Raw genomic sequence first — 21,234 nt, forward strand, 5'->3', positions numbered from 1 at the left:
ATGGATCGGTGGCGATTACAGCAGCAGGCGCTTTGAACGTGACGCAGGCTGTGGCACTGACAGGCACGACGACCGTGGGCAACGTGTTGTTGCAAGGCGCGGGTGCAGGCGTGAGCGTGACAGCGGGCGTGAGCACGGCAGGTGGCTCGGTGAGCTTGGTGGCGACAGCGGGCGATGTGACGCTGGGCGCAACGGGCGACATCACGGTGGCAGGCAGTGGCACGGTGGACGTGCAGGCAACCGCTGGCGCCGTCACCATGCTGGTGAACGGCACAGATGAATCCGTGATCCAAACCAACGCAGGCAATGTGCGCGTGAGCGCCGCAACGGCTGCGAAGAACGTGACCGTGGGTCAGATCGACACCCGCAGCGCAGCAGACCGCACAGCGTCAGCGCTGACAGGCCAAGCAACCTGGGGCGCCGTGAGCGTGACCGCAGGCGGCTCGGTGTTGGACGCAGACAGCAACGGCGCAACAGATATTTACGCCTCGAACTTGCGAATGAACGCAGGTGCGGGCGTGGGCGTGCTGGGCACAACGCCTAACGCGCTGGAAGTGGAAGTACAAACCCTGAGCGCAGCGGCAGCAGCCGGCGCGGTCGGTGTGACGGACGCAAGCGACTTAGCAGTTGGCACGACGGCAGCCATCAGTTTGAGCCGAGTCAAGGCCGACGGCACGATGGACACGACGGTGCTGACAGATGCAGCACAGTCGGGCGTGAGCGCAGCTAACGGATCGGTGGCGATTACAGCAGCAGGCGCTTTGAGCGTGACGCAGGCTGTGGCACTGACAGGCACAACGACCGTGGGCAACGTGTTGTTGCAAGGCGCGGGTGCAGGCGTGAGCGTGACCGCGGGCGTGAGCACGGCAGGTGGCTCGGTGAGCTTGGTGGCGACAGCGGGCGATGTGACGCTGGGCGCAACGGGCGACATCACCGTGGCAGACAGCGGCACGGTGGATATCGAATCCACGACCGGCGCAGTGACGATGCAAATCAGTGGCGCAGACAAAAACGTGATCCAAAGCAATGGCGGTAAGGTTCGCGTGAGCGCTGCGACCGCCGGCAAGGACGTGACGCTGGGTCTGATTGATACGCGTACCACGACAGACCGATCAACATCGGGCATCACCGGTCAAGGCGGGTGGGGCTCTGTCAGCCTGATCGCTGGCGGGGCTGTGTCGGATGGAGACACAAACGGAGCGACGGATGTGTATGCCTTCGCTTTGCGCGTCAAGGCAGGAACCGGTATCGGTAGCTTGGCTTCTACAGCAAATCCGCTCGATTTAGAGGTGTTGTTGCTGTCAACTTTCTCCACCACAGGTGCTGTGGCGATTGCCGACGCTTCGAACTTGGCTTTGGACACGGTGTCACTGAGCATCAGTCGTGTCACCGCGTCTGGTGCGTTGAGTCAGACCGCTACGGCTGATGCATCGCAAGGTGGTGTGTCAACGTCCAATGGCTCGGTGGTGGTGGTAGCCAACGGCCAATTGCAGTTGAATCAATCGTTGGTAGCCGCTGGAACATCGGGTTCTGTGCTGTTGAAGAGCACCACAGCGGGTGTGGAAGTCAGCGCAGCCAGCACGGTTGCTGCTGGTTCGATGACGGTGTTGGGCGGTGGTGGCGATGTGGTGTTCACAGCTACGGGTGACATCACCTTGGCGCAAGCAGGTCAAGGTGTGGACGTGGAGTCCACCACGGGCGTGGTGCGCATGAGCACCACGTTCACAGACAAGACGGTGATCAAAACCAACGCTGGTAATGTGCGTGTGAGTGCCGCTGCAGCCACTAAGAATTTGACATTAGGTCTGGTCGATGCGCGCAGCAATGCAGACAGAGCGGCCGTTACTCTGACGGATCAATCGAACTGGGGCGCTGTGAGTTTGATCTCTGGCGGTTCAGTGCTAGACACGTCCACCGAGGGAGCGACGGGCAATGCACCCGTGGATGTGTACGCCTCTAGCTTGCGTATCAACGCAGGTGCAGCCGTCGGTGTGTTGGGCAATTCGCTCAACGTGCTTGAGGTCGAAGTTGACACACTCAGCGTGCTCGCGCAGGCTGGCGTGGTGGGCATCAAGGCCATGAATTCACTTCATATCGGCACGGTATCGACTGTGAGTTTTAGCCGCATTCAAGCTGATGGCACATTGGGTGTCGCGTCAAGCGATGCTACGCAATCTGGCGTTAGTGCGGCCAATGGTTCGGTGGTGCTAACGGCAACTCGCGATTTGACGGTTAACCAAGCTATTCAATTGACGGGCACCTCAACCCTGGGTAACTTGTATTTGCAAGGCGCAGATGCGGGTGTGACTTTGAATGCAGGCGTGAGCACGTCTGGCGGCGTGGTGAGTGTGGTCGCCACGGTGGGCGATGTGACCATGGGCTCATCTGGGGGCATCACCACCACAGGCAGTGGCACGGTCGAAGTGCAAGCCACGACTGGTGCGGTGACCATGCAAGTCAATGGCACCAACAAGGCGCTGATTCAAACGGATACAGGTAACGTTCGCCTGACAGCTGCAACGCCAGCTAAAAATGTGACCTTGGGTCTGATCGACACACGCAGTGCCGCAGACCGGGCCGCATCAACACTGACTGGCCAAGCGACATGGGGCGCTGTCAGCCTCACCGCTGGTGGGTCTGTGCTCGATACCAATGACAGCAATGCGACCGACATTTATGCCTCGAATCTTCGCTTGAATGCAGGTGAAGGCTTGGGTTCGCTGGGTAATTCAGCCAACGCTCTCGAGCTAGAGGTTCAAAAACTAAGCGCAGTCGCCGGCAATGGCGCCATTTATGTGGCCGATGCCAGCGCGCTCGACGTTGGCACGACTTCCGCCGTGTCTTTGAGTCGACTTCAAACGACGGGCTTGTTGGCTACGCCGACATCGGATACCGCGCAATCGGGCGCAAGTGCTGTGAATGGCTCTGTGGTCATCACTGCCGCAGGCACATTGAATGTGACCTCAGGACTCAACACCGATGGTGGCTTTGTCAGCGTGGTCTCTCACGCTGGCGATGTGAACTTGTCTGCCGCAGGTGACATCACCGTCACAGGTTCTGGCACGGTGGACGTGCAAGCTGCACAAGCCATCACCATGGTTAATGCGGGTGCTGGTGCTAGCAACAATGAAACGACTATCACCACAAGCGGCAACGTCAGTCTCATAGCCAGTGCGGGCAACGTGACACTTGGCCAAATCATCAGCAGTGCCGGTCGTGTGGCCATTCAAGCGGGTGGTTCTGTGATCGATGGCGACAGCACGCTTGACGTGACCGCATTGGGCTTATGGATGAGCGCTGGCAGTGCTGGTGCTGTGGGTAGCAACAGCGATGCGCTTGAAACCTCCTTAGATACTTTGTCTATCTCTGCTGGGTCTGGTGGTATTTTCGTGAAGGAAACGGATGGCCTGACGATTGGCGATGTGCCGGTTACGGTCAATCGCATGGATGCGAATGGCGCCTTGCAATCTCAGACGATTGCGACAGGCAACAAGATCAGCACGACTTCTGTCATGGGGTTGGAGGTTGGCGGAGCGCTGCTGGCGCAAGATGCCAGCAACAGCATCGAAGCGACCTCGTTGGTGTTGAACGTCAGTGGCGATGTGGGTTCTAGCGCACAAGCGATCATGACCCAACTGGGTCAATTGGCGGTGCATGCGAATGGGTCTGTGTATTTGAACGACAGCGTTGGCTTACAGGTGAGCGCCTTGAATTTGGGTAGCGCCTACAACGTGTCGGGTATTCAAGCCGGCGGTTCGTTGGTGTTGCAAGTGGGCTCGCAAGCGACGCATGATTTGCAAATCAATGCAGCGCTACAAGCTACGGGTGATGTGCGTTTAAGCACGACGGGAAGTGTGTTGAGTGGTCAAGTCGGTGCTGTCGATGTGACCGCTTCAGGCTTGTACCTCACCACAGGCAACGCCGGTGGGGCTGGCAGTGTTAACCATTTCTTAGAGACCCAAGTCAATAGTTTGTCCGTCTCTGCGGGCAGTGGTGGTGCGTATATCAATGAGGCAGATAGCCTGATCATTGATGGTGTTTTGAGTGCGTCAAATGGCGGCGCCTTGGACGTGCGCTTAAAAACGGGCAATTTGTTGTTGAAAGCTGGCTCACAAGTCCTCACCACGGGTAACGGCACCATCACTTTGAAGTCTGATCAAGGCTCAATTTCGCAAGAGCAGGGTGGTCAAGTTAGAAGCGATTCGGGTGCTGTGCAAGTCACCGCCCTTCAAAAGGCGCAGATGAGCAGTGTCTCGTCTGTGAATGGCGATGTGGGTGTTTCCTCGACGCAAGGTGCATTTGAGCTTCCCGCTGTTGCAGCCGGTGAAGTGGTGGACTACGGCGGCAAACCAGTGCGAATTAAGGGCTTGGATGTCCAAATTGATGCACCCGTGGTCAGTGCCGGCGGTACTTTTGAGGTGACCTTGCCCGGACAGACTGCCCGTTTGGACTCGATTGACAGCACCAACTCTGTGACGGTGACAACAGTCGCCGCAGGCACGGTCGTGGACCCTACACGACCTTTCGTGTTGGGCGATTTTTTGACCTCCTCCAATGCGCCTACGACCAATTTGGTTCACTTAGACCGAGCTGAGGTGGGTTTGATTGGTAGCAAGAGCCAAACAGAAGCTTTGCAGCTGAAAGAAATTATTGTGGGCAGCCAAGCGCCTGGACAAGGCATTTGGTTGCAGTCTGACAGCGCAGCCAACAGTAATCCATTGGTGTTCAATGCACCATTGGTGTTGGTGGCCTCTGGTTTGCTGGTGAGCGGTACTGAGACCATTGGCAGCTCTGTCAAAGTGATCGGCGACATTCAAGGCCGAGGTTTGACGATCTATGGTTCAGGTTCGACGGTTACTTACGACGGTGCAACCGTTTCTGAGGATGGCGACATCACCATTTATGACTCGGTGCTGGTGAACCAAAACACCACGCTGACGGCAGTGGGTGGCAATATCACCATCAACGGTCGCATCACGGTCAAACCCGGTGTGACCTTGACCTTGGTGGCTGACAGCGGCACGGTGACTTTGGGTTCAGGCGTGTTCAACGGCGTCACGCGCAGCGGTGTTGAGTTGCAAAACGACACGGCAAGTACCACCGATATGGCGACTTTGAACATCCGTGCCAATCATTTGGCTTTGGCTGCGGGTGTGACGCTTGACGGAACTCAGGCAGGGCAGTTGGTCTTGCACGGTGGCGTTATGGATAGCGCCAATTCCGCAGAGCTTACGGTGCTCGCCATGGCGATGGTCGACAACAGCTTTGCCGCGCTGACTTTGGGTGATGCAGAGCGCGCAACAACGCTGGCCAATGACAGCCTGCTCAATGAGCATGTCAAGGCGGTGACTGTTTTGGGTACGCAAGTGAACTTGGATGACATTTCGACTGGTACCGCCAGATGGAATATCAACAGTGATCAGTTCACGGTACAAGCCAGTGGAAGCAGCGCAGGCGCGCGCGATGTGCTGATTGATGTGAATTTGGTCAGTGCAACAGCGACAAGTATGAGCTTGAGTTCGGCAACCGGACAAGTTGCGATGACAGTCGGCGCCAAGCTCAATACGGTGGGTGGCAATTTGGCGTTGCGCGCCGCAGGTGATGTGCTTGTGAGTGAGCTCAACGCCAGCACAGCGGTTGCGATGAGTGTGGGTGGCGTGGCTTTGGACAGTACGAGTGGCACGATACGTGCGGCTTCTTCAACCACCGGTATGGTCAGTGCGAAGACGGTGTCGTTGTACGGTAACGGTCCCAATGTGAACGACATCGGCACGCAGAAAGCTGTTGTGGTTCAGGCGCAACTCATGCAGGTGTCTGCACCCAGTGGGTCGGTGGTTCGTGACGTCAACGCGAGCGGGGAAATTTTCTACACCTTGATCAAACGCAATGCCTATTTCCGGGAAGCGACGATTGTGGGGAGTGCCCCCTCACAGGTGGTGGCGGCGAAGACGCAGGTTAGCGGTTTGCTTGAGCAAGTCGTTCACAAAATTGAAGCTGGCTATAGCAGCTATGTTGCATTGCGCAATGCTGCAGCCCTGAATCCTGCGGTTAACGTGGTGACAACGTCCCCATTGAACGCTTCCAACGCGATCGCTGGGGCGATGTGGGTGCCTTCGGTCGCCAGTCCTTCCATGGCGTCGGCGCAAGCCAATGAAGTCAACAGCAGCGATTTGTTGTCAGATTTGAGCTACGGCATGCGTACGACCGCGAGCAATCCTGTTCCCTCTGACGTTCAGATCAACAGTCCCATGGCTTGGTCTACGGGCTTGCCAATTGCAAATAACCGACTGTTACTAGAAGTAAATCCTAGTTAAAGGCAAAGTTTTGGCGTCTTTGCAGGTTTGATTCAAATAGAATTGCCTGTTGTTTTTGTTGTTAATAGTGATTTACTAGGAGTTTTGATGTTTGAGAAAATGGTTCCTGTCAATAAAGAGCGTCATGCAAATTTCAAAGTTAAGCCTTCTGCTGACTTTGAATTCGCTTCGAAATTCCACATCGCCTATGTGACCATGCACGAATTCGTTCGCGCGGCTGCAACATACCCCATTGTTTTCTTGGAAGACAAAGAAGCCGACGACTTTCGCCCTGTGGTGTTGATGGGCTTGGATGCAGGTGAGAACCTGTTCGTGAACGACCAAGGTACTTGGGAGGCTTCGTATGTGCCTGCCATGATTCGCCGTTACCCCTTTGCGTTGACCAAAGTGCCAGACGAAGATCGCTATGTGGTGTGTGTGGACGAAGCCAGCGAATTGCTGAGCGAGACCGAAGGCAATGCCATGTTCGACGAACAAGGTAACCCAACCGAAGTGATTGAAAACGTGCGTCGTTATTTGGCTGAGTTGCAGCAAATGGATCAATTGACCCGCGAGTTCACCAAATTCTTGGGCGAGCACAACCTGTTGACACCTCTGAACATGCGTGTCAACGCTGCTGATGAAGTCAAGAACATCACCGGTTGCTATGTGATCAATGAAGAGCGTTTGAACAACTTCTCGGACAACTTGTTCTTAGAAGTTCGTGCCAAACGCTATCTGCCAGCAATTTACGCACATCTGATTTCCTTGCCTCAAATTGAGCGCTTGGTGAATTTGAAGAAAGAGGCCGTTGCGCATGACGCCGCAGCCTCTGACGAACAAGACTCTGGCAAGTCCACTAACGCTCGCAAACGTCGCACGACAACTGCTGCCTAAGCCTCTAGGGGCCTTGGGTGTTGACTCTGTTGAAGCAACTACCTAAGTTGCGCCTTGTTGTTGGTTTGTCCTGCCTAGCACTCATAGGTGCTGTGCAGGCGGCTGAGCCTGTGGCGGCGTCGTCACAGGCCAGTCCAGCCCCAAAATTGATTCTGAACCCCACCAGCTTTGCGCAACTGCTGTTGATGCGAAGTTTGGAGATTGAGTACAGCCGCTACAGCAAAGAGGTGGCTGAGCGCATTTTTGCAGCCGAGTCTGCACTGTATGAGTCGGTGATGTACGGGAATTACAGAAAGACGGATACCCAACGTCAACGTACAACGGAAGAGAAAAAGATCACCGTTCTGAATCAAACTGATCCAGTTTTGATCGAGAACGCAAAAAGTGTCGAAACTGGTATCAAGCAGTTGCTGCCTACAGGTGCGGAGGTGACCATTGGTGCTCGCATAGTAGAGAGAGCCAACAACATCATGGCTCCTGTCGTATCAGAAATTAACAGTGCTCTGATTGTGACGGTCAAGCAACCTTTGCTCAAAGGTGCTGGCGTTACAGTAACAGAGGCTGACAAGCGGGTTGCCGAATATGAATCGCTGATCACTGCTTGGCAGTCACGTCAGCAGTTGCTCAAAGTTTTGAGTGAAGGTTTGTCACTTTATTGGCAGGCCCACATGGCCCATCAAGTGGCTGGCTTGAGGCATGAGATGTTTCGAACTGCAGAGGCCTTGGTGGCCGATGCCCGTCAGCGCGTGTTGGCCGGTAAATTACCACCTCGCTCAATTCAAGAGTTGGATCGTTTTCGTTTGACGCGCCAAGCAGATTGGGTGCGTTATCAACAAAATGCCAATGAATTGCAGTCACGTCTTCTGACCCAGTTGAACTATCGTCGCATTGATATTACGGGTGTTGAGTTGCAACCTCATGCGTTTGAACCGCGCGTACAAGCATCTGCCGACGGTAGTGATGTTGTCGACTATGCATTGGACAATTGGGCACCTTTTCAGGTGTCTAGGCTTAAGGTCGCGCAAGCGCGCACCCGTTTGGCATATGCCGCGAATCAGCGATTGCCGTCCCTTGACCTCCAGTATTCCTACTCGTCCAATGGTTTGGCAGAGGCCTTCAGGACCTCCGCAAGTTTGGTGAAGCAAAACACATATCCAGACTGGTGGGTTGGTTTTAACTTTGAAATGCCTTTGCTGGGTAATGAAAAGGCAAAAGCTCAGTTTCAAGCTCAAAATTTGCGCGTGGCGCAAGCAGAAACCGAACTGTCTGCCGTTCGGCTTTCTTTAGAAAACGATTTGTTTTCTAAACGCAGTGAAATTGACAGCACACGCAAAGAAGTGGCGATCTATCAATCGGATGTCCAACTCAAAACGGCACTGCGCAAATCGGAGCAATTGCGGTTTGAGGCAGGGCTAGGTTTGGTCAGTGGTTTGATTCAGTCTGACCAAGACTTGTTAGAGGCGCAAATCCGATTGTTGGACGCCAAGGGTCGCCTTGAAATCGCAAGGCTGGCCTTGTCGCTGGCGGATGGCACGCTGTTGGAAACACATCACGTTGAGGCGGTGCTGCCGCCCACTACTTTGCAATGACCATGAAATACGTTTGTAATTTGTCTTGGTTTCACCGAGTTTTGCTTCTGTGCTTTTGTGTGTTTGGCGCACATGTTCAGGCGCAAGACTATGTGGGCCTTGTGTATTCGGAGCATGACATTCAGCTCAGTGCTCCTGTTGTGGGATTGGTTCAGCGTTTATTGGTACAGCCGGGTGACCGAGTGTCATCGGGGCAAGCCTTGGTTGAGCTCGAAGATAGCGTGCAACGCATTGAGGTGAAACGGCGTGCCCATGTATTCCAAGACAACAGCGAGTACGTGGCATCGGTTGAACGCTTGGAGCTGGCATCTAAGTTGTGGAAGATCAGCCAAGAGGTGAGCGCGGCCACGCAATCTATCTCTGAAGAAGAGTTGCTGAAGCTGCAGTTGGAAATTTCAGGTGCGGCAGGCAAGGTGGCGCAATTGAAAGCGCAAAAGAAACGTGAGCAAATTGAGTTGGAGTCTGCACAAGCTGAAGTGGCATTGCGCACTTTGCGTGCCCCTTTTGCCGGTGTCGTGACCGATGTTTTATTTGACCCGGGTGAGTGGGCGCGATTGGGCGAAGTGGTGCTCAAGGTGGCCGACCTTTCCCATGTGGAGTTACGCCTGAATGTGCCGCCTGCATTTTCCGCTCGCTTGAAAAAAGGCGACAAACTGGCGGGCGTGTTTGAGTCATCGAAAAGCACGGTGACGGGGGTTGTTAAATATGTCTCTCCTGTGGTCGATGCTGCCAGCGGTTTGGTTGATGTGCGTGTGCGCTATCCAAACCCCAATGGCGAGATTCGTCCGGGCTTGAAGGGAACTGTCCGTGCCGTTAAATCTGCCTCTGCGGGTTAACTGAGTTGTTGTCACATGGTTGATAAAACATCGCCTCCCACAGATCCGCGCCAGGTCATTGAAGGACTGCAGCAGTTGGTCTATGGACCTCGCGCACCCTCCTTTTATGCTGAGTACGCAGGTTTGGTTGCCACGCTGTGTCATGCAGACAAAGCCGTCGTCATTGAAGCGAGCGAAGGGCAATGGTCGCTGCGTGGTTGTCATGGTCGAGCCGAGGATGGGCAGTGGTTGGTGGGGCAACTCAAAGGCGCAATGATTGAGCAAGCGGATCGCTTGGGGTACTCGCATGACACCGTGCACTGGCCAGATGGCTTGGCGTCGATTGTGTTGTTACTGCCGCTGAGGGATGTGTCTAAGACCTATCTCCTGTTGGCGCTGCCAGAGCGCGAGCGCAGTTATCTGAAAGAAGCCTTGGTTCGCGCTTTGTTGACCAAGGACTTACGTCCGCTACAGCCCCCTCCAAGTCAAGCGCAGAAAGTCCCCGGTGATTCCGTCGAGCCCTTTGCCGGCGACTCTGAGCCCAGTTTGTTGGATTTGCTTGATTTAGCGACCACGGTGATGCAGCAGCGACACTTTGGTTCAGCGGCTTTGTCTCTGGTGAACGGCGCTGCACGTCAATTTGAATTAGGCCAAGCGGCCTTATGTTGGCGTCAGGGTTCAGAGGGCGTGCTGATGGCCGTTAGCCACATGGATCACTTTGACAAAAACTCTCGTTTAGTCAAAGCCCTTGAGGCGTCGGCCACGGAAGTTTTTTCAGTTGACCAAGTCATCACAGCGAGCCAAACACCAGATGCCCGTGAGGATGACCTGCCTACAGCGCATCGCGATTTATTGGACAACATGCCCGAGATTCAATCGGTCATCAGTGTGCCAGTGCGCGACGCTTCAGGTATGACTCAAGCGGTCCTGTTGTTGATGTTCAAGCAGCGCAGTTTGACCGATGCTGCCTTGAACCATTTGTTGTTGGTCTTGGAGATGATGTACCCCCGATTGCAGGAGGCCTACCAACGCCACTTGTGGTTGGGTGGGCGGTTGAAGGCGCGATTGCTCGATGGCCTGCAAGTGTTGTTCGGTCCTGGCAGGCCTTGGGTGAAATTCTCTGCTGTGAGCATTGCATTTGTTCTCCTTGTCTTGTGCTTTGGAACCTGGAATTACCGTGTTGAAGGATCGTGTCAATTAACGACCGACAGCACGCGTCAAATCACCTCGCAGATTGATGGTCGGGTTGACCAGGTTTTCGTTGATGCAGGTGCTTCTATCCACCAAGGTGATCCTATGGTTGTGCTGGACTTGGTCGACCTCAAGCAGCAAGAGCTGGAAACGACGTCTGAAATTCGTCGCTTTCAGGCAGAAGAAGACAAAGCGCGCGCCAACATGGCGATTGCCGACTCACAAGTCGCACGTTTTCGACGTGAACAAGTTCAAGCGCGACTCAAACGTATTCTTCTGCAGCAAGAGCAGGCCGTACTGCGCGCGCCATTTGATGGCGTTGTCGTGGAGGGTGAGCGTCGCAACTTGCAAGGCTCTTCGGTACGAAAGGGTGACAAGTTACTGAGAGTGGCCAAAGTTGAAGGTCTGTACTTGGCGATTCAAGTGCCAGAGAAAGCCATTCGCGATATTCAACCCAATGCCCAAGGTGTGATGTTGCTTCTGAGCCAAACTGGCAATGAAGTGCACTTCAAAGTCTCCAACTTTGTGCCGATGGCGCAGGTCCGAGGGCAAGAAGGTAACCACTTTTTGGTCAAGGCAGAAATCCAAGATCCCGTGTTGGATTGGTGGCGCCCGGGTATGACAGGTTTGGCCAAAATTGAAGTCGGAAGTCGCAGCATTGCTTGGATTTTGTTCCATGATTTGCTGGACGTGATTCGACTGAAATTCTGGTTCTAAAACCGCTTCACTTTTTCATCTACCTTCTTTCATTCGCAGCATGTCAGGCGCCATATTCAGTGACAGTTGGTACAAGATTGCCGATGCACGCGTGAGCTTGCTGCCAGGCGTTGTTGTCCATCGGCAGTTTTGGCGTGGTCGCGCTTGGGTGGTTTTAGAAGACGCCTATTCGCATCGATTTTTCCGACTCAGCACGGAGGCTTACGACTTTATTCGGAAGCTAACTCCCGATGTTCGCGTGGACGATGCTTGGCAAAAATACCTCACAGACTTTCCCGACAAAGCGCCGGGTCAAGAAGAGGTGGTGCAGCTGTTGTCACAGCTGCATATGTCGAGCTTGCTTTATTTTCGCGACGGCTCCAATGACGCTGAAATTTTCGCCCGTAAGCAAGAGCAAAAGCGTAAAGAGTGGAAAAGCAAGCTGCTTTCATTTTTGTTTTTCCGAGTTCCCCTCTGGAATCCGGATCACATGCTTGACAAGCTGCACCAAGTACTCAAGCACGTGCCCAATTGGTTGGTCGTCGGGCTTTGGCTGGTCGTTTGCTTCGCGGGTGGATTGACGGTTCTACAGCACTTATCCACGCTGGCAGATCGCGCGCAAGGTGCTTTTGCCATGGCCAATCTACCGTGGTTGTACGTTTGCTTGGCTGTTAACAAGCTGTTGCACGAGTTGGGGCATGGTTATGTCTGCAAACGATACGGTGGGCGAGTGCATACCTTTGGTCTGATGTTTTTGGTGACCACGCCGTTGCCTTACGTGGACACGACCTCCACGTGGGCATTTCCTAACAAATGGCAGCGAATTTTCGTCAGTGCTGCCGGTATGTTGGTGGACCTGTTTTGTGCGGCAGTTGGCGCTTTGGTTTGGGCCTCGACCGGACCGGGTTTGGTGAATAGTTTGGGCTTCAACTTGATGTTGATCGGTTCAGTTTCCAGTTTGCTTTTTAATGGCAACCCCTTGCTGCGCTTTGATGCGTATTACATGTTGGCAGATTGGGCAGGCATTCCGAATCTCTACCAAAAAGCGCAGCAATACTGGTACTACTTGGGTGACCGCTATTTGCTGGGTAGTCACGCGGCTATCGCCCCCGTGGACGACGAGCACGAACGAACGTGGTTCTTGATTTATGCCCCTGTCAGCTTGGTCTACCGCTTGTTGGTGACCTCGGGCATTGTGTTTTTTGTGATGGATCTTTGGTTTGGTTTGGGCTTGGTTGTTTTGTTGACGACGCTGATTGCCATGGTGTTTATGCCCATGATTCAGTTGTTCAAACACCTCACGGGGCCCATGGTGCAGACACACCGTTCGCGTGCCGTGGCGGGTGCTGGTGGATTGGCTGCAGTTCTAGCCCTGTTGTTTTTTGTAATTCCATTCCCATATTCGCTCAACGCGCATGGCATCTTGCAGTCTAGTCGGCAAACCATCTTGTTTGCCCCTGTCGACGGCCGCATCCTGAAGTCTGCCTTCGGGTATGGGCAAACGGTTGAGGCGGGGCAGCCCTTGTTGGCCATTGATCCAGATTCTTTGCTGCTAGATATTGAGCAGGTAGAGATGGAGCGAAATGAACTGCTGATTCTGCAACGTCAAGCATTGACCGGAAAGTCGGCAGAAATCACGGCGGTGAATAAGCAGATTGATAACAAAACACAACGCCTGAGTGACCTCGCGCAACGACTTGAAACATTGGATTTGAAGGCCCCGCATGATGGACGTTTTGTCTCCATCGAAAGTCGTGAAAAAGTAGGCGCATGGGTGCAGCAAGGCGCTGAGTTGGGCCATGTGATTGACCCGACTGCGCCTTTTGAGTTCGTCGCCGTGGTCAACCAAGAGCATGCTCGGGAAATTTTTGATGCGGGGCAGGGCCGTTTACGACTTCGCTTGGTAGGCCAGTCTGAACAGACTTTGCCGATCAGTCATTTGGTGGTGTTGCCCTATCAACGCAATCGTTTGCCCTCTGCTGCACTGGGTTGGATGGGGGGCGGCGATATGCCTGTGCTTTCTCAAGACAACAAAGGCGAAACCAGTTCAGAAGACTTCTTTGAAATACGTGCACAAGTAGCCCCAGATGCCGCAAATCAAGTGGCATTGGTGAGTGGCCTCAAAGGGGTGTTGTCAATTGATATGCCCTCTCGTTCGGTGTTTGCACGCTTGTATGAGTCTGTGCGTCAGCTGTTCCAAAAGCGCTACTACTTAGGCTAAGAAGGCATCATGGAACAAGGTTTAGCGCGCGAAGATTGGCATCCGCCGCGGGATCCGAGCCAAGAGATGCCCTTCTGGCAAGCTTGGCGCATTCGTTGGAATGCGTGGACAGGTGCCAACACCAAAGCCACGGATCACGATGTGGCGCAGGTTTACAAGAGTCTTGAGCGCTTTGAGGATTTGACGGATGCAGCGCTTGAGGTGCAGCTGAAGCGTCAAACAAAAGATATGCGTTTCAGGCAAGTGAACAGTGACGTCGGACGCATGACGGTGGCTGAAGCCGAAAAGCGCCAGCAACTTTTGGCCTTATGGTGCTTGGCTGCAAAGCGCAAGCTGGGCATGTTGCCGCATGTGACACAAATTCGTGCCGCTCTAGAAATGCGCAACGGTCGCTTGGTGCAGCTTGCCCCAGGCGAAGGTAAAACATTGGCCATCGGCTTGGCCGCTGCACTTTACGCAGGCGCGGGTCGACCTTGTCATGTGATTACGGCCAATGACTATTTGGCGCAGCGGGATGCTGAGTCCATGGCGAGTTTTTTGGCTTTAGGCGGTGTGTCGGTTGTTGCGATCACCACAGAGACTGCGCCTGAGCAATACGCGCAGCTGTATCAAGCGGATGTGGTTTATGCTACGGGTAAGCAGTTATTGGCAGATTTCTTGCGTGATCAAATCTTGCTCTCAGGTGCCAAAGACCCTGTGCGTCGTCGACTGTGGGAGATGCGTCAAGACGCCACTGCGCGCCGTCCAGTGACCCGAGGCCTTTGGGCTGCGATCGTGGACGAGGCAGACAATGTGCTGATTGATGAGGCGACCACCCCACTGATCATCTCAACCTCTGAAGACAACCCCATGTTGGTTGAGGCCGTGTTGGCGGGTAAAAAGATTTTTGAAAATCTGACTTTGAATGAAGACTTTGAAGTCAAAACAGAACCGGTTCCCGATATCAGATTTACGCCCAAAGGCGAGCGTCGTATAGAAGAACTCACGTATCTGTTGCCTGCTTTTTGGCAATTCAAAGAGCGTGCACAGGGTATGGTGTCACTGGCTGTGATGGCCAAGTATGTTTACTTGCGTGATCGTCATTATTTGGTGGATGAAGAAAACAAAGTAGTCATCGTCGATGAGAAAACAGGGCGTGTCATGGCTGGCCGCTCTTGGAGTCACGGCATTCACCAAGCCATCGAAGCCATGGAGGGGGTGGAGCTGAGCAGCCCCCCGAAAACAATTGCTCGCATGACTTTTCAAATATTTTTCATGCGTTATCACCGCCTGAGTGGCGCGAGTGGCACGTTGCAAGGGATTGAGACAGAGCTATGGAAAACCTACCGTTTGCCAGTCGTCAAGATTGAGCCGCGAGTTCCAAGCCGTTTACATGTCGAGCAAGTGCGGGTCTTTTCCGATCCAGTACCGCGTTTTGAAGCTGTGATTGATGAGGTGGTCAAGGCTTATGAGGCAGGTACACCGGTTTTGGTGGGGACTCGCAAGATTGCAGATACGGAGGCCTTGTTCGAACGATTGAGTTCGTTATTGGTGCCGTGTCAGGTGCTGAATGCCAAACATCATGCGCGGGAGTCAGAAATCGTTGAGCGTGCGGGGGAGATTGGTGCCGTCACGATTTCGACCAACATGGCTGGGCGCGGGACGGATATTGCATTGGGTCGTGGGGTGTTGGAGCGGGGTGGTTTACGCGTGTTGATGTTCGAGCCCCACGAGGCTGCTCGAATTGAATGGCAGCTTTATGGACGTTCTGGGCGACAAGGTTCGCCGGGGACGGCGTTAGGTTTCGTATGCTTACGCGACGAATTATTGGCCAAGACATTTGGGCCTATTTATGAGCTGATCATTCGCCACAGCCACTACATTACGTCGCATGCTTTTTTGGCTAAAGCCATGATTTGGTTGGCTCAGTCCATGGTGCAACGGTCGGCTTATGCAACCCGACAGCGACTTGCTGAACGAGAGCAACGGGTGGAAAGCCAGCTCTCTTTTTCTGAATAATTTTCAAGGATATTTTTATGCCGTTGGTCAAAATTAATGGGGTGACTTATGAATTCGATGCACTCAATGAGGAGATCAAGACACACTTAAAGTTCTTGTCCTATATTGACAGTGAGGTCGAGCGGTTGAAGATGCAGCTAGGGACGTTTCAATTGTCGAGAGACCATGTGGGTCGCTTGCTTGATTCGGCAATGACCAGTTATGCACTGAATCAGTCACCGTTTGAAGGCGCTGTGCCCGTGGCCGCACCTCCGGCTGGAACTGCATCCGCTGCATGATTCCCGCATTCAACTCTCAGATGCCGCCGGATGTCGATGCGATTCGAGACTGGTTGTCTCGGCTTCGCTCTCAACAAGGCTTGGCTCAAGCTCAATCAACGATCATTAACCTAACGCATAGATTTCCAGAAGAGGCCGGACTTCAGGCCTTGCGCGACTGGTATGACGCAGTCTGGTGGAAACCTATTGAGTTTGGTGCTATTCGCTTAGAGAGGCGAAATCCAGACCATTTTGAGTTTTTATGGTCTTTGGTCGTGCAAAAAGATTTTGCATATCAACTCAAACATCTACCGCCCAATTTGACGCCGCGCGATCTGATGCTGATTTTGACAAATGAGGCCAATGCAATCATTCCAGAATCACGGTCGATTACTTGGGTGATTTACAAAGACGATCAGCCCATTGGTTTGTCCATGTTTGTGAATATCAACTTTAAGAACCGAACGGCTGAGCAGATCATGGGAATCCTGCCTGAATTCGACAGTTCCTTCTTGGTTGCGGATGCTTATTTTTCAAGCTTGTCATTTGCCTTCAACACGCTCGGGCTGAACAAAGTTCAAGGTTTGATTTACGACACCAACGAAAGCGCCGCTAATTTGCAGCAACGGTTTGGATTTCAACGTGAGGGGGTCATCCGACAGGCCGTTTGGAGTGAGTCGGATCAGCGCTACTTAGACCTCATACAGATATCGTTGCTCTACGAAGAATTTTTGGCAGGGCGTTTTATTCAACGATATATCGGACGCGAAGCGAGGGGTGACTTTCTCACGACCCGACGCCATTGGCCCCGATCGACGAGCGAGAAATTCCGGGGATAAATTGTTCGAGATAGTTGAGTGACAGATCGAGCGACAAGATAATCCGTTCTGATGTTCCGTCATGACGAACTTGGTGCAGATAGGGGCCTCCATCTTTGAATGCCAGTAACTCCCCTTCAATCCAAGTTTGGGTTTCGTTGCCAACGGTGATTCGGCAATAAGGATCGGCGTACAAAGCCAGATGAATCCGCAAGAAATCTGGCGTCCAACCTCTGTGCGGGTTGATCACGGAGCCGGGTAACAAACGGCTCACAAACACATTGCTTAAATGTCCCTCTTGTTCCAAAGCAGTGATCAAACCAGAAAGCGTGGGCAATCGATTCCGCGTAAAAGCAACGATTCGATCTAAATTGAAGTTGAGATTTTTTTGAGAAAGCTCTGCAAATTCATTTTGAAATTTAGAAAGTGGAAATGCATCCCAAGTGTTTGTATAAAGGTTGGCATATTTGGGATAAGCCATAAATGGATGCGCTGCATCTATGAAGTTTCTAATTTCACTTTGAATCGTTGAAAAGTAATGCCGAAGTTCAGCGCACAAAGGAACCTGGTGCAGGTGGTCGTTCCAAAAAGCTGGCTCGGATGGGAGCGTCATGGTGCGATTCTTTGACAAGTTTTGGCAACTACCAATATAGCGCCACAGTATTTTTTCGAAGCACACCATGTCCTTGTAGCGCGATTCGTGGCACCACATTGCCGGCGCAACACAAGGCTGCTTGGTGCGTTTTCAGGCCGGAGTGGATCACGAGTTCACCCGTTCGGTACGGATGGAACTGTTTTTCACCCTCAATCCACAGGTTCAATCCAGCGCCTGGCGGAATAGAAATAGGCAATGTGAAAGTGAAGACCTCATGAGGTTCGAACGATTCAAGTGGGAACACCTGTTGAAATTGCAGGTCACGATGCACGCTCGCCACCTCATTGGCAAATACGGGATGGGGCAGGTGAATGTGAAACCCTGGGAGGGCTGCTTGGTCAGCAATGAGATGAGCATCCACGCCAAAGTATTGACCTATTGCATGGCAAAGCTGATCGTACAAGGGCTCGAAATGTGCCATCAGAATGGCGTTTGATGCATCACGAACGCTACGCTGCGCATAAATACTTGATGGCATTGCAGCCGTAGATTTGGCATCTAGGTACGCGGCCATACCGAGTGTAAAGAACGGCACGGAGGGATGGCGCTGCGTCCATTGTGATGGGACGGAGAGCACCAATTTCGCCCAAGCTTGCGAAGCTACTTCATCAAGCATTGGGTAGTAATTGAGCTCCTGAGTGCGCACGGGTGTAAAGGAATGGACGAATCCTAAACGTCAAGCCACCGCGTCAGCTGGCTGGCGTTGCAACATAGCCAAGGTACTGGCGATGGTTTTGCGCAGTTCGCGGCGGTCGCAAATCATGTCGATGGCGCCTTTTTGCTGCAAGAACTCGGCGCGTTGGAAGCCTTCTGGCAAGGTCACGCGCACGGTGCTTTCAATCACGCGGGGGCCAGCAAAACCGATCAGCGCTTTGGGTTCGGCGATGACCACGTCGCCCAAGAAGGCGAAGCCAGCGGACACGCCGCCCATGGTGGGGTCGGTCAAGACGCTGATGTAAGGCAAGCCTTTTTTGGCCAAGCGGGTGAGCGAGGCGTTGGTTTTGGCCATTTGCATGAGCGAGAGCAAGCCCTCTTGCATGCGCGCGCCGCCGGTGGCGGTGAAGCAGATGAAGGGTACTTTTTGTTCGATGGCGGTGTGCACGCCGCGCACAAAGCGCTCGCCCACGACCGAGCCCATCGAGCCGCCCATGAAGTCGAATTCAAAACAGGCCACAACCACGTTGATGTTGTGCACCGCACCGCCCATGACCACCAAGGCGTCGGTTTCGCCGGTGTTGTTCATGGCTTCTTTGAGGCGCTCGGGGTACTTGCGGCTGTCCTTGAATTTCAAGGCGTCAACGGGCACCACTTCTTGGCCGATCTCATAGCGACCTTCGCCGTCCAAGAACATATTGAGGCGTTCACGCGCACCCATGCGGTGGTGGTGGCTGCAGGTGGGGCAAACGTTGTTGTTTTGCTGCAAGTCGCTCTTGTAGAGCACGGTTTCGCAGCTGGGGCATTTGACCCACACGCCTTCAGGCACGCTGCGGCGGTCTGCGGGGTCGGTGTGTTGAATTTTGGGGGGAAGCAGTTTTTCGAGCCAACTCATGGTGAGCCTTTCGTCAGTTCTTTTGGAATTGATTGATTTTAACGGGCGGGGTCGGTGCGGCTGAATGGGGCGCGTTAAGCGTCCAGAGCCTGGCGAATGCCAGTCAAAAATGCATGCGCAGCAGCCACTTCTTGGCCTGCTGGCGCGGCTTCGAGTAGCTGGATGATGCGGCTGCCAATCACCACGGCATCGGCCACGCGGCCCACGGCTTTGGCGGTGGCGGCATCGCGAATGCCAAAGCCCACGCCCACGGGGATGTGCACATGCTGGCGAATGCGCGGCAGCATGGCTTCGACGGCATCAGTGTCAAGGTTGCCAGCGCCCGTCACGCCTTTGAGCGAGACGTAGTACACATAGCCGCTGGCAATGCGCGCCACTTGTTCCATGCGTTTGTCGGTGCTGGTGGGTGCGAGCAAGAAGATCAGGTCCATGCTGTGCGCACGCAAGGTGGCGGCGAACTCTTCGCACTCTTCAGGTGGGTAGTCGACGATCAGTACGCCGTCTACGCCTGCAGCAGAAGCGTCTTTGACGAACGAATCTGCGCCGTGCTTGAGGTTGTAGCACTCCACGGGGTTGGCGTAGCCCATCAGCACCACAGGGGTGGTGGTGTTGGTTTGGCGGAACTCACGCACCATGTCCAGCACTTGGGCTGTGCCAATGCCAAAACGCAGCGCGGCTTCGCCTGCTTTTTGAATCACAGCGCCATCGGCCATGGGGTCGCTAAAGGGAACGCCCAGTTCGATGATGTCAGCGCCTGCATCCACCATGCCGTGCATGAGCGCGGGCGTGATGTTGGCTTGCGGAAAGCCAGCCATCACATAAGGGATGAGGGCTTTGCGGCCTTGGGCCTTGAGGGCGGCGAGGGTGGCGTCAATACGGCTCATGGTGCGGTTCACTTCACAAATTTCATGGTTTGTTCGGCAGGGCCGCCCTTGACCGATTGGCCTTGGCAGCTGGGGCGGCAGAAGAAGTCTGCGTTGCTCAGGTCGGCCACGGTGCCAATGTCTTTGTCGCCACGGCCCGAGAGGTTGACCAAGATGGACTGCTCGGGCTTCATGGTCTTGGCCAGCTTCATGGCGTAGGCGATGGCATGGCTGGATTCCAGCGCAGGGATGATGCCTTCGGTGCGGCACAGGTAGTGGAAGGCTTCTAACGCTTCTTTGTCGGTGATGCCCACGTACTCGGCGCGGCCAATGTCTTTAAGAAACGCGTGCTCGGGGCCCACGCCGGGGTAGTCGAGGCCAGCGCTCACGCTGTGCGTTTCGGTGATTTGGCCGTTCTCGTCTTGCAAGATGTAGGTGCGGTTGCCGTGCAAAACGCCGGGCGCGCCCAGCTGCAACGAGCACGAGTGACGGTCGGTGTCCATGCCTTCGCCAGCGGCCTCCACGCCAATGAGGCGGGTGTTGGCGTGGTCGATGTAGGGGTAGAAGATGCCCATGGCATTGCTGCCGCCGCCCACGCAGGCAACCACGGCATCGGGTTGTTCTTCGGCCATCTTGAGGCTCTTGAACATCTCTGGCATTTGCGTGAGGCACTCTTCGCCAATCACGCTTTGGAAGTCGCGCACCATCATCGGGTAGGGGTGAGGCCCCGCCACAGTGCCAATGATGTAGAAGGTGTTGTCCACGTTGGCCACCCAGTCGCGCATGGCTTCGTTCAACGCGTCTTTGAGGGTGCGGCTGCCGCTCTCCACGGGCACGACGGTCGCGCCTAAGAGCTTCATGCGGTACACGTTGGGGCTCTGACGTTTCACGTCTTCTGCGCCCATGTAGACCACGCATTCCAATCCGTAACGCGCACAAATGGTGGCGGTGGCCACGCCGTGCTGGCCCGCGCCAGTTTCGGCAATCACGCGGGGCTTGCCCATGCGCTTGGCGAGCATGGCTTGGCCGATGGTGTTGTTGATCTTGTGTGCGCCGGTGTGGTTCAGGTCTTCACGTTTCAAGAAGATTTGCGCACCACCCATTTCGCGGCTCATGTGGGCTGCGTGGTAGATGGGCGAAGGGCGGCCCACAAAGTGAGCGAGTTCTGACTTGAACTCAGCGATGAACTCGGGGTCGTGTTGGTATTTGGCGTACGCGTCTTTGAGTTCTTCAATGGCGTGGGTCAGCGTTTCGCTGATGAAGCTGCCGCCGTAAATGCCAAAGTGGCCTCGTGAGTCGGGTTGTTGGTAGTTCGACATAGGTTGCCTGCAAAAAATGTCTAGTGCTAACTGCTGTCATCGCAGTCAGCCCAAGAGCTTCAAACAAAAAAGG

At 54.2% G+C, this 21,234-nt stretch carries 14 protein-coding genes; 9 read left to right on the plus strand and 5 right to left on the minus strand.

Translation table 11 applies throughout. The features are described 5' to 3' along the window. Positions 1-8 precede the first annotated feature (8 nt). From C5F52_RS29965 to C5F52_RS27380, 9 genes are all read left to right on the plus strand, one after another. Positions 9-6,314, plus strand: a complete 6,306-nt coding sequence (locus tag C5F52_RS29965; protein ID WP_236658030.1) for a hypothetical protein — start codon at positions 9-11, stop codon at positions 6,312-6,314. Between the two features lie 87 nt (positions 6,315-6,401). Beyond that, entirely contained in the window at positions 6,402-7,190 is a 789-nt protein-coding gene (locus tag C5F52_RS27345; protein ID WP_104801538.1) for a SapC family protein, read from the plus strand. 20 nt (positions 7,191-7,210) lie between these two features. Beyond that, entirely contained in the window at positions 7,211-8,779 is a 1,569-nt protein-coding gene (locus C5F52_RS27350) for a TolC family protein (RefSeq protein ID WP_146100179.1), read from the plus strand. Positions 8,780-8,838: 59 nt separating this feature from the next. Then, the gene (locus C5F52_RS27355) at positions 8,839-9,615 is read left to right on the plus strand and encodes an efflux RND transporter periplasmic adaptor subunit (protein WP_161499777.1); all 777 of its coding nucleotides are present in this window, start codon (positions 8,839-8,841) and stop codon (positions 9,613-9,615) included. A gap of 15 nt (positions 9,616-9,630) precedes the next feature. Then, entirely contained in the window at positions 9,631-11,502 is a 1,872-nt protein-coding gene (locus C5F52_RS27360; RefSeq protein ID WP_104801541.1) for an efflux RND transporter periplasmic adaptor subunit, read from the plus strand. 40 nt (positions 11,503-11,542) lie between these two features. Then, positions 11,543-13,702 (plus strand): site-2 protease family protein, encoded by a 2,160-nt coding sequence (locus tag C5F52_RS27365; RefSeq protein WP_104801542.1) that lies wholly within the window; start codon positions 11,543-11,545, stop codon positions 13,700-13,702. Positions 13,703-13,711: 9 nt separating this feature from the next. Then, on the plus strand, positions 13,712-15,700 hold the full coding sequence (locus C5F52_RS27370) for a prepilin peptidase (protein ID WP_104801543.1): 1,989 nt from the start codon (positions 13,712-13,714) through the stop codon (positions 15,698-15,700). 17 nt (positions 15,701-15,717) lie between these two features. After that, a complete protein-coding gene (locus tag C5F52_RS27375; RefSeq protein ID WP_104801544.1) occupies positions 15,718-15,978 on the plus strand; it encodes a hypothetical protein in 261 nt (86 codons plus the stop codon). After that, positions 15,975-16,796, plus strand: coding sequence for a GNAT family N-acetyltransferase (locus C5F52_RS27380; RefSeq protein WP_104801545.1), 822 nt, complete (start codon positions 15,975-15,977; stop codon positions 16,794-16,796). Before C5F52_RS27375 ends, C5F52_RS27380 begins: the two co-directional genes overlap by 4 nt. On the opposite strand, the gene C5F52_RS27385 is transcribed toward C5F52_RS27380, so the two are convergent. The 5 genes from C5F52_RS27385 to trpB form a co-directional block, all read right to left on the minus strand. Then, on the minus strand, positions 16,744-17,388 hold the full coding sequence (locus C5F52_RS27385) for an aspartyl/asparaginyl beta-hydroxylase domain-containing protein (RefSeq protein ID WP_161499778.1): 645 nt from the start codon (positions 17,386-17,388) through the stop codon (positions 16,744-16,746). The two genes, C5F52_RS27380 and C5F52_RS27385, sit on opposite strands and share 53 nt — an antisense overlap. A gap of 28 nt (positions 17,389-17,416) precedes the next feature. Next, complete coding sequence (locus tag C5F52_RS27390) at positions 17,417-18,046, minus strand: hypothetical protein (RefSeq protein WP_104801547.1); 630 nt, start codon at positions 18,044-18,046, stop codon at positions 17,417-17,419. A 60-nt stretch (positions 18,047-18,106) separates the two neighbouring features. Further along, complete coding sequence (accD, locus tag C5F52_RS27395; RefSeq protein ID WP_104801548.1) at positions 18,107-18,979, minus strand: acetyl-CoA carboxylase, carboxyltransferase subunit beta; 873 nt, start codon at positions 18,977-18,979, stop codon at positions 18,107-18,109. 74 nt (positions 18,980-19,053) lie between these two features. Beyond that, positions 19,054-19,863 (minus strand): tryptophan synthase subunit alpha, encoded by an 810-nt coding sequence (trpA, locus tag C5F52_RS27400; RefSeq protein ID WP_104801610.1) that lies wholly within the window; start codon positions 19,861-19,863, stop codon positions 19,054-19,056. Between the two features lie 8 nt (positions 19,864-19,871). Next, complete coding sequence (gene trpB, locus C5F52_RS27405) at positions 19,872-21,161, minus strand: tryptophan synthase subunit beta (RefSeq protein WP_104801549.1); 1,290 nt, start codon at positions 21,159-21,161, stop codon at positions 19,872-19,874. Between the last annotated feature and the right edge of the window lie 73 nt (positions 21,162-21,234).

It is taken from the genome of Limnohabitans sp. TS-CS-82 (assembly GCF_002943475.1).

What these genes read in the sequence shown, in the direction of transcription:
- C5F52_RS27345 (WP_104801538.1), top strand. Translation starts at nt 6,402, where the DNA reads ATGTTTGAGAAAATGGTTCCTGTCAATAAAGAGCGTCATGCAAATTTC.
- C5F52_RS27360 (WP_104801541.1), top strand. Translation starts at nt 9,631, where the DNA reads ATGGTTGATAAAACATCGCCTCCCACAGATCCGCGCCAGGTCATTGAA.
- C5F52_RS27365 (WP_104801542.1), top strand. Translation starts at nt 11,543, where the DNA reads ATGTCAGGCGCCATATTCAGTGACAGTTGGTACAAGATTGCCGATGCA.
- C5F52_RS27370 (WP_104801543.1), top strand. Translation starts at nt 13,712, where the DNA reads ATGGAACAAGGTTTAGCGCGCGAAGATTGGCATCCGCCGCGGGATCCG.
- C5F52_RS27375 (WP_104801544.1), top strand. Translation starts at nt 15,718, where the DNA reads ATGCCGTTGGTCAAAATTAATGGGGTGACTTATGAATTCGATGCACTC.
- C5F52_RS27380 (WP_104801545.1), top strand. Translation starts at nt 15,975, where the DNA reads ATGATTCCCGCATTCAACTCTCAGATGCCGCCGGATGTCGATGCGATT.
- C5F52_RS27385 (WP_161499778.1), bottom strand. Translation starts at nt 17,388, where the DNA reads ATGACGCTCCCATCCGAGCCAGCTTTTTGGAACGACCACCTGCACCAG.
- C5F52_RS27390 (WP_104801547.1), bottom strand. Translation starts at nt 18,046, where the DNA reads ATGCTTGATGAAGTAGCTTCGCAAGCTTGGGCGAAATTGGTGCTCTCC.
- accD (WP_104801548.1), bottom strand. Translation starts at nt 18,979, where the DNA reads ATGAGTTGGCTCGAAAAACTGCTTCCCCCCAAAATTCAACACACCGAC.
- trpA (WP_104801610.1), bottom strand. Translation starts at nt 19,863, where the DNA reads ATGAGCCGTATTGACGCCACCCTCGCCGCCCTCAAGGCCCAAGGCCGC.
- trpB (WP_104801549.1), bottom strand. Translation starts at nt 21,161, where the DNA reads ATGTCGAACTACCAACAACCCGACTCACGAGGCCACTTTGGCATTTAC.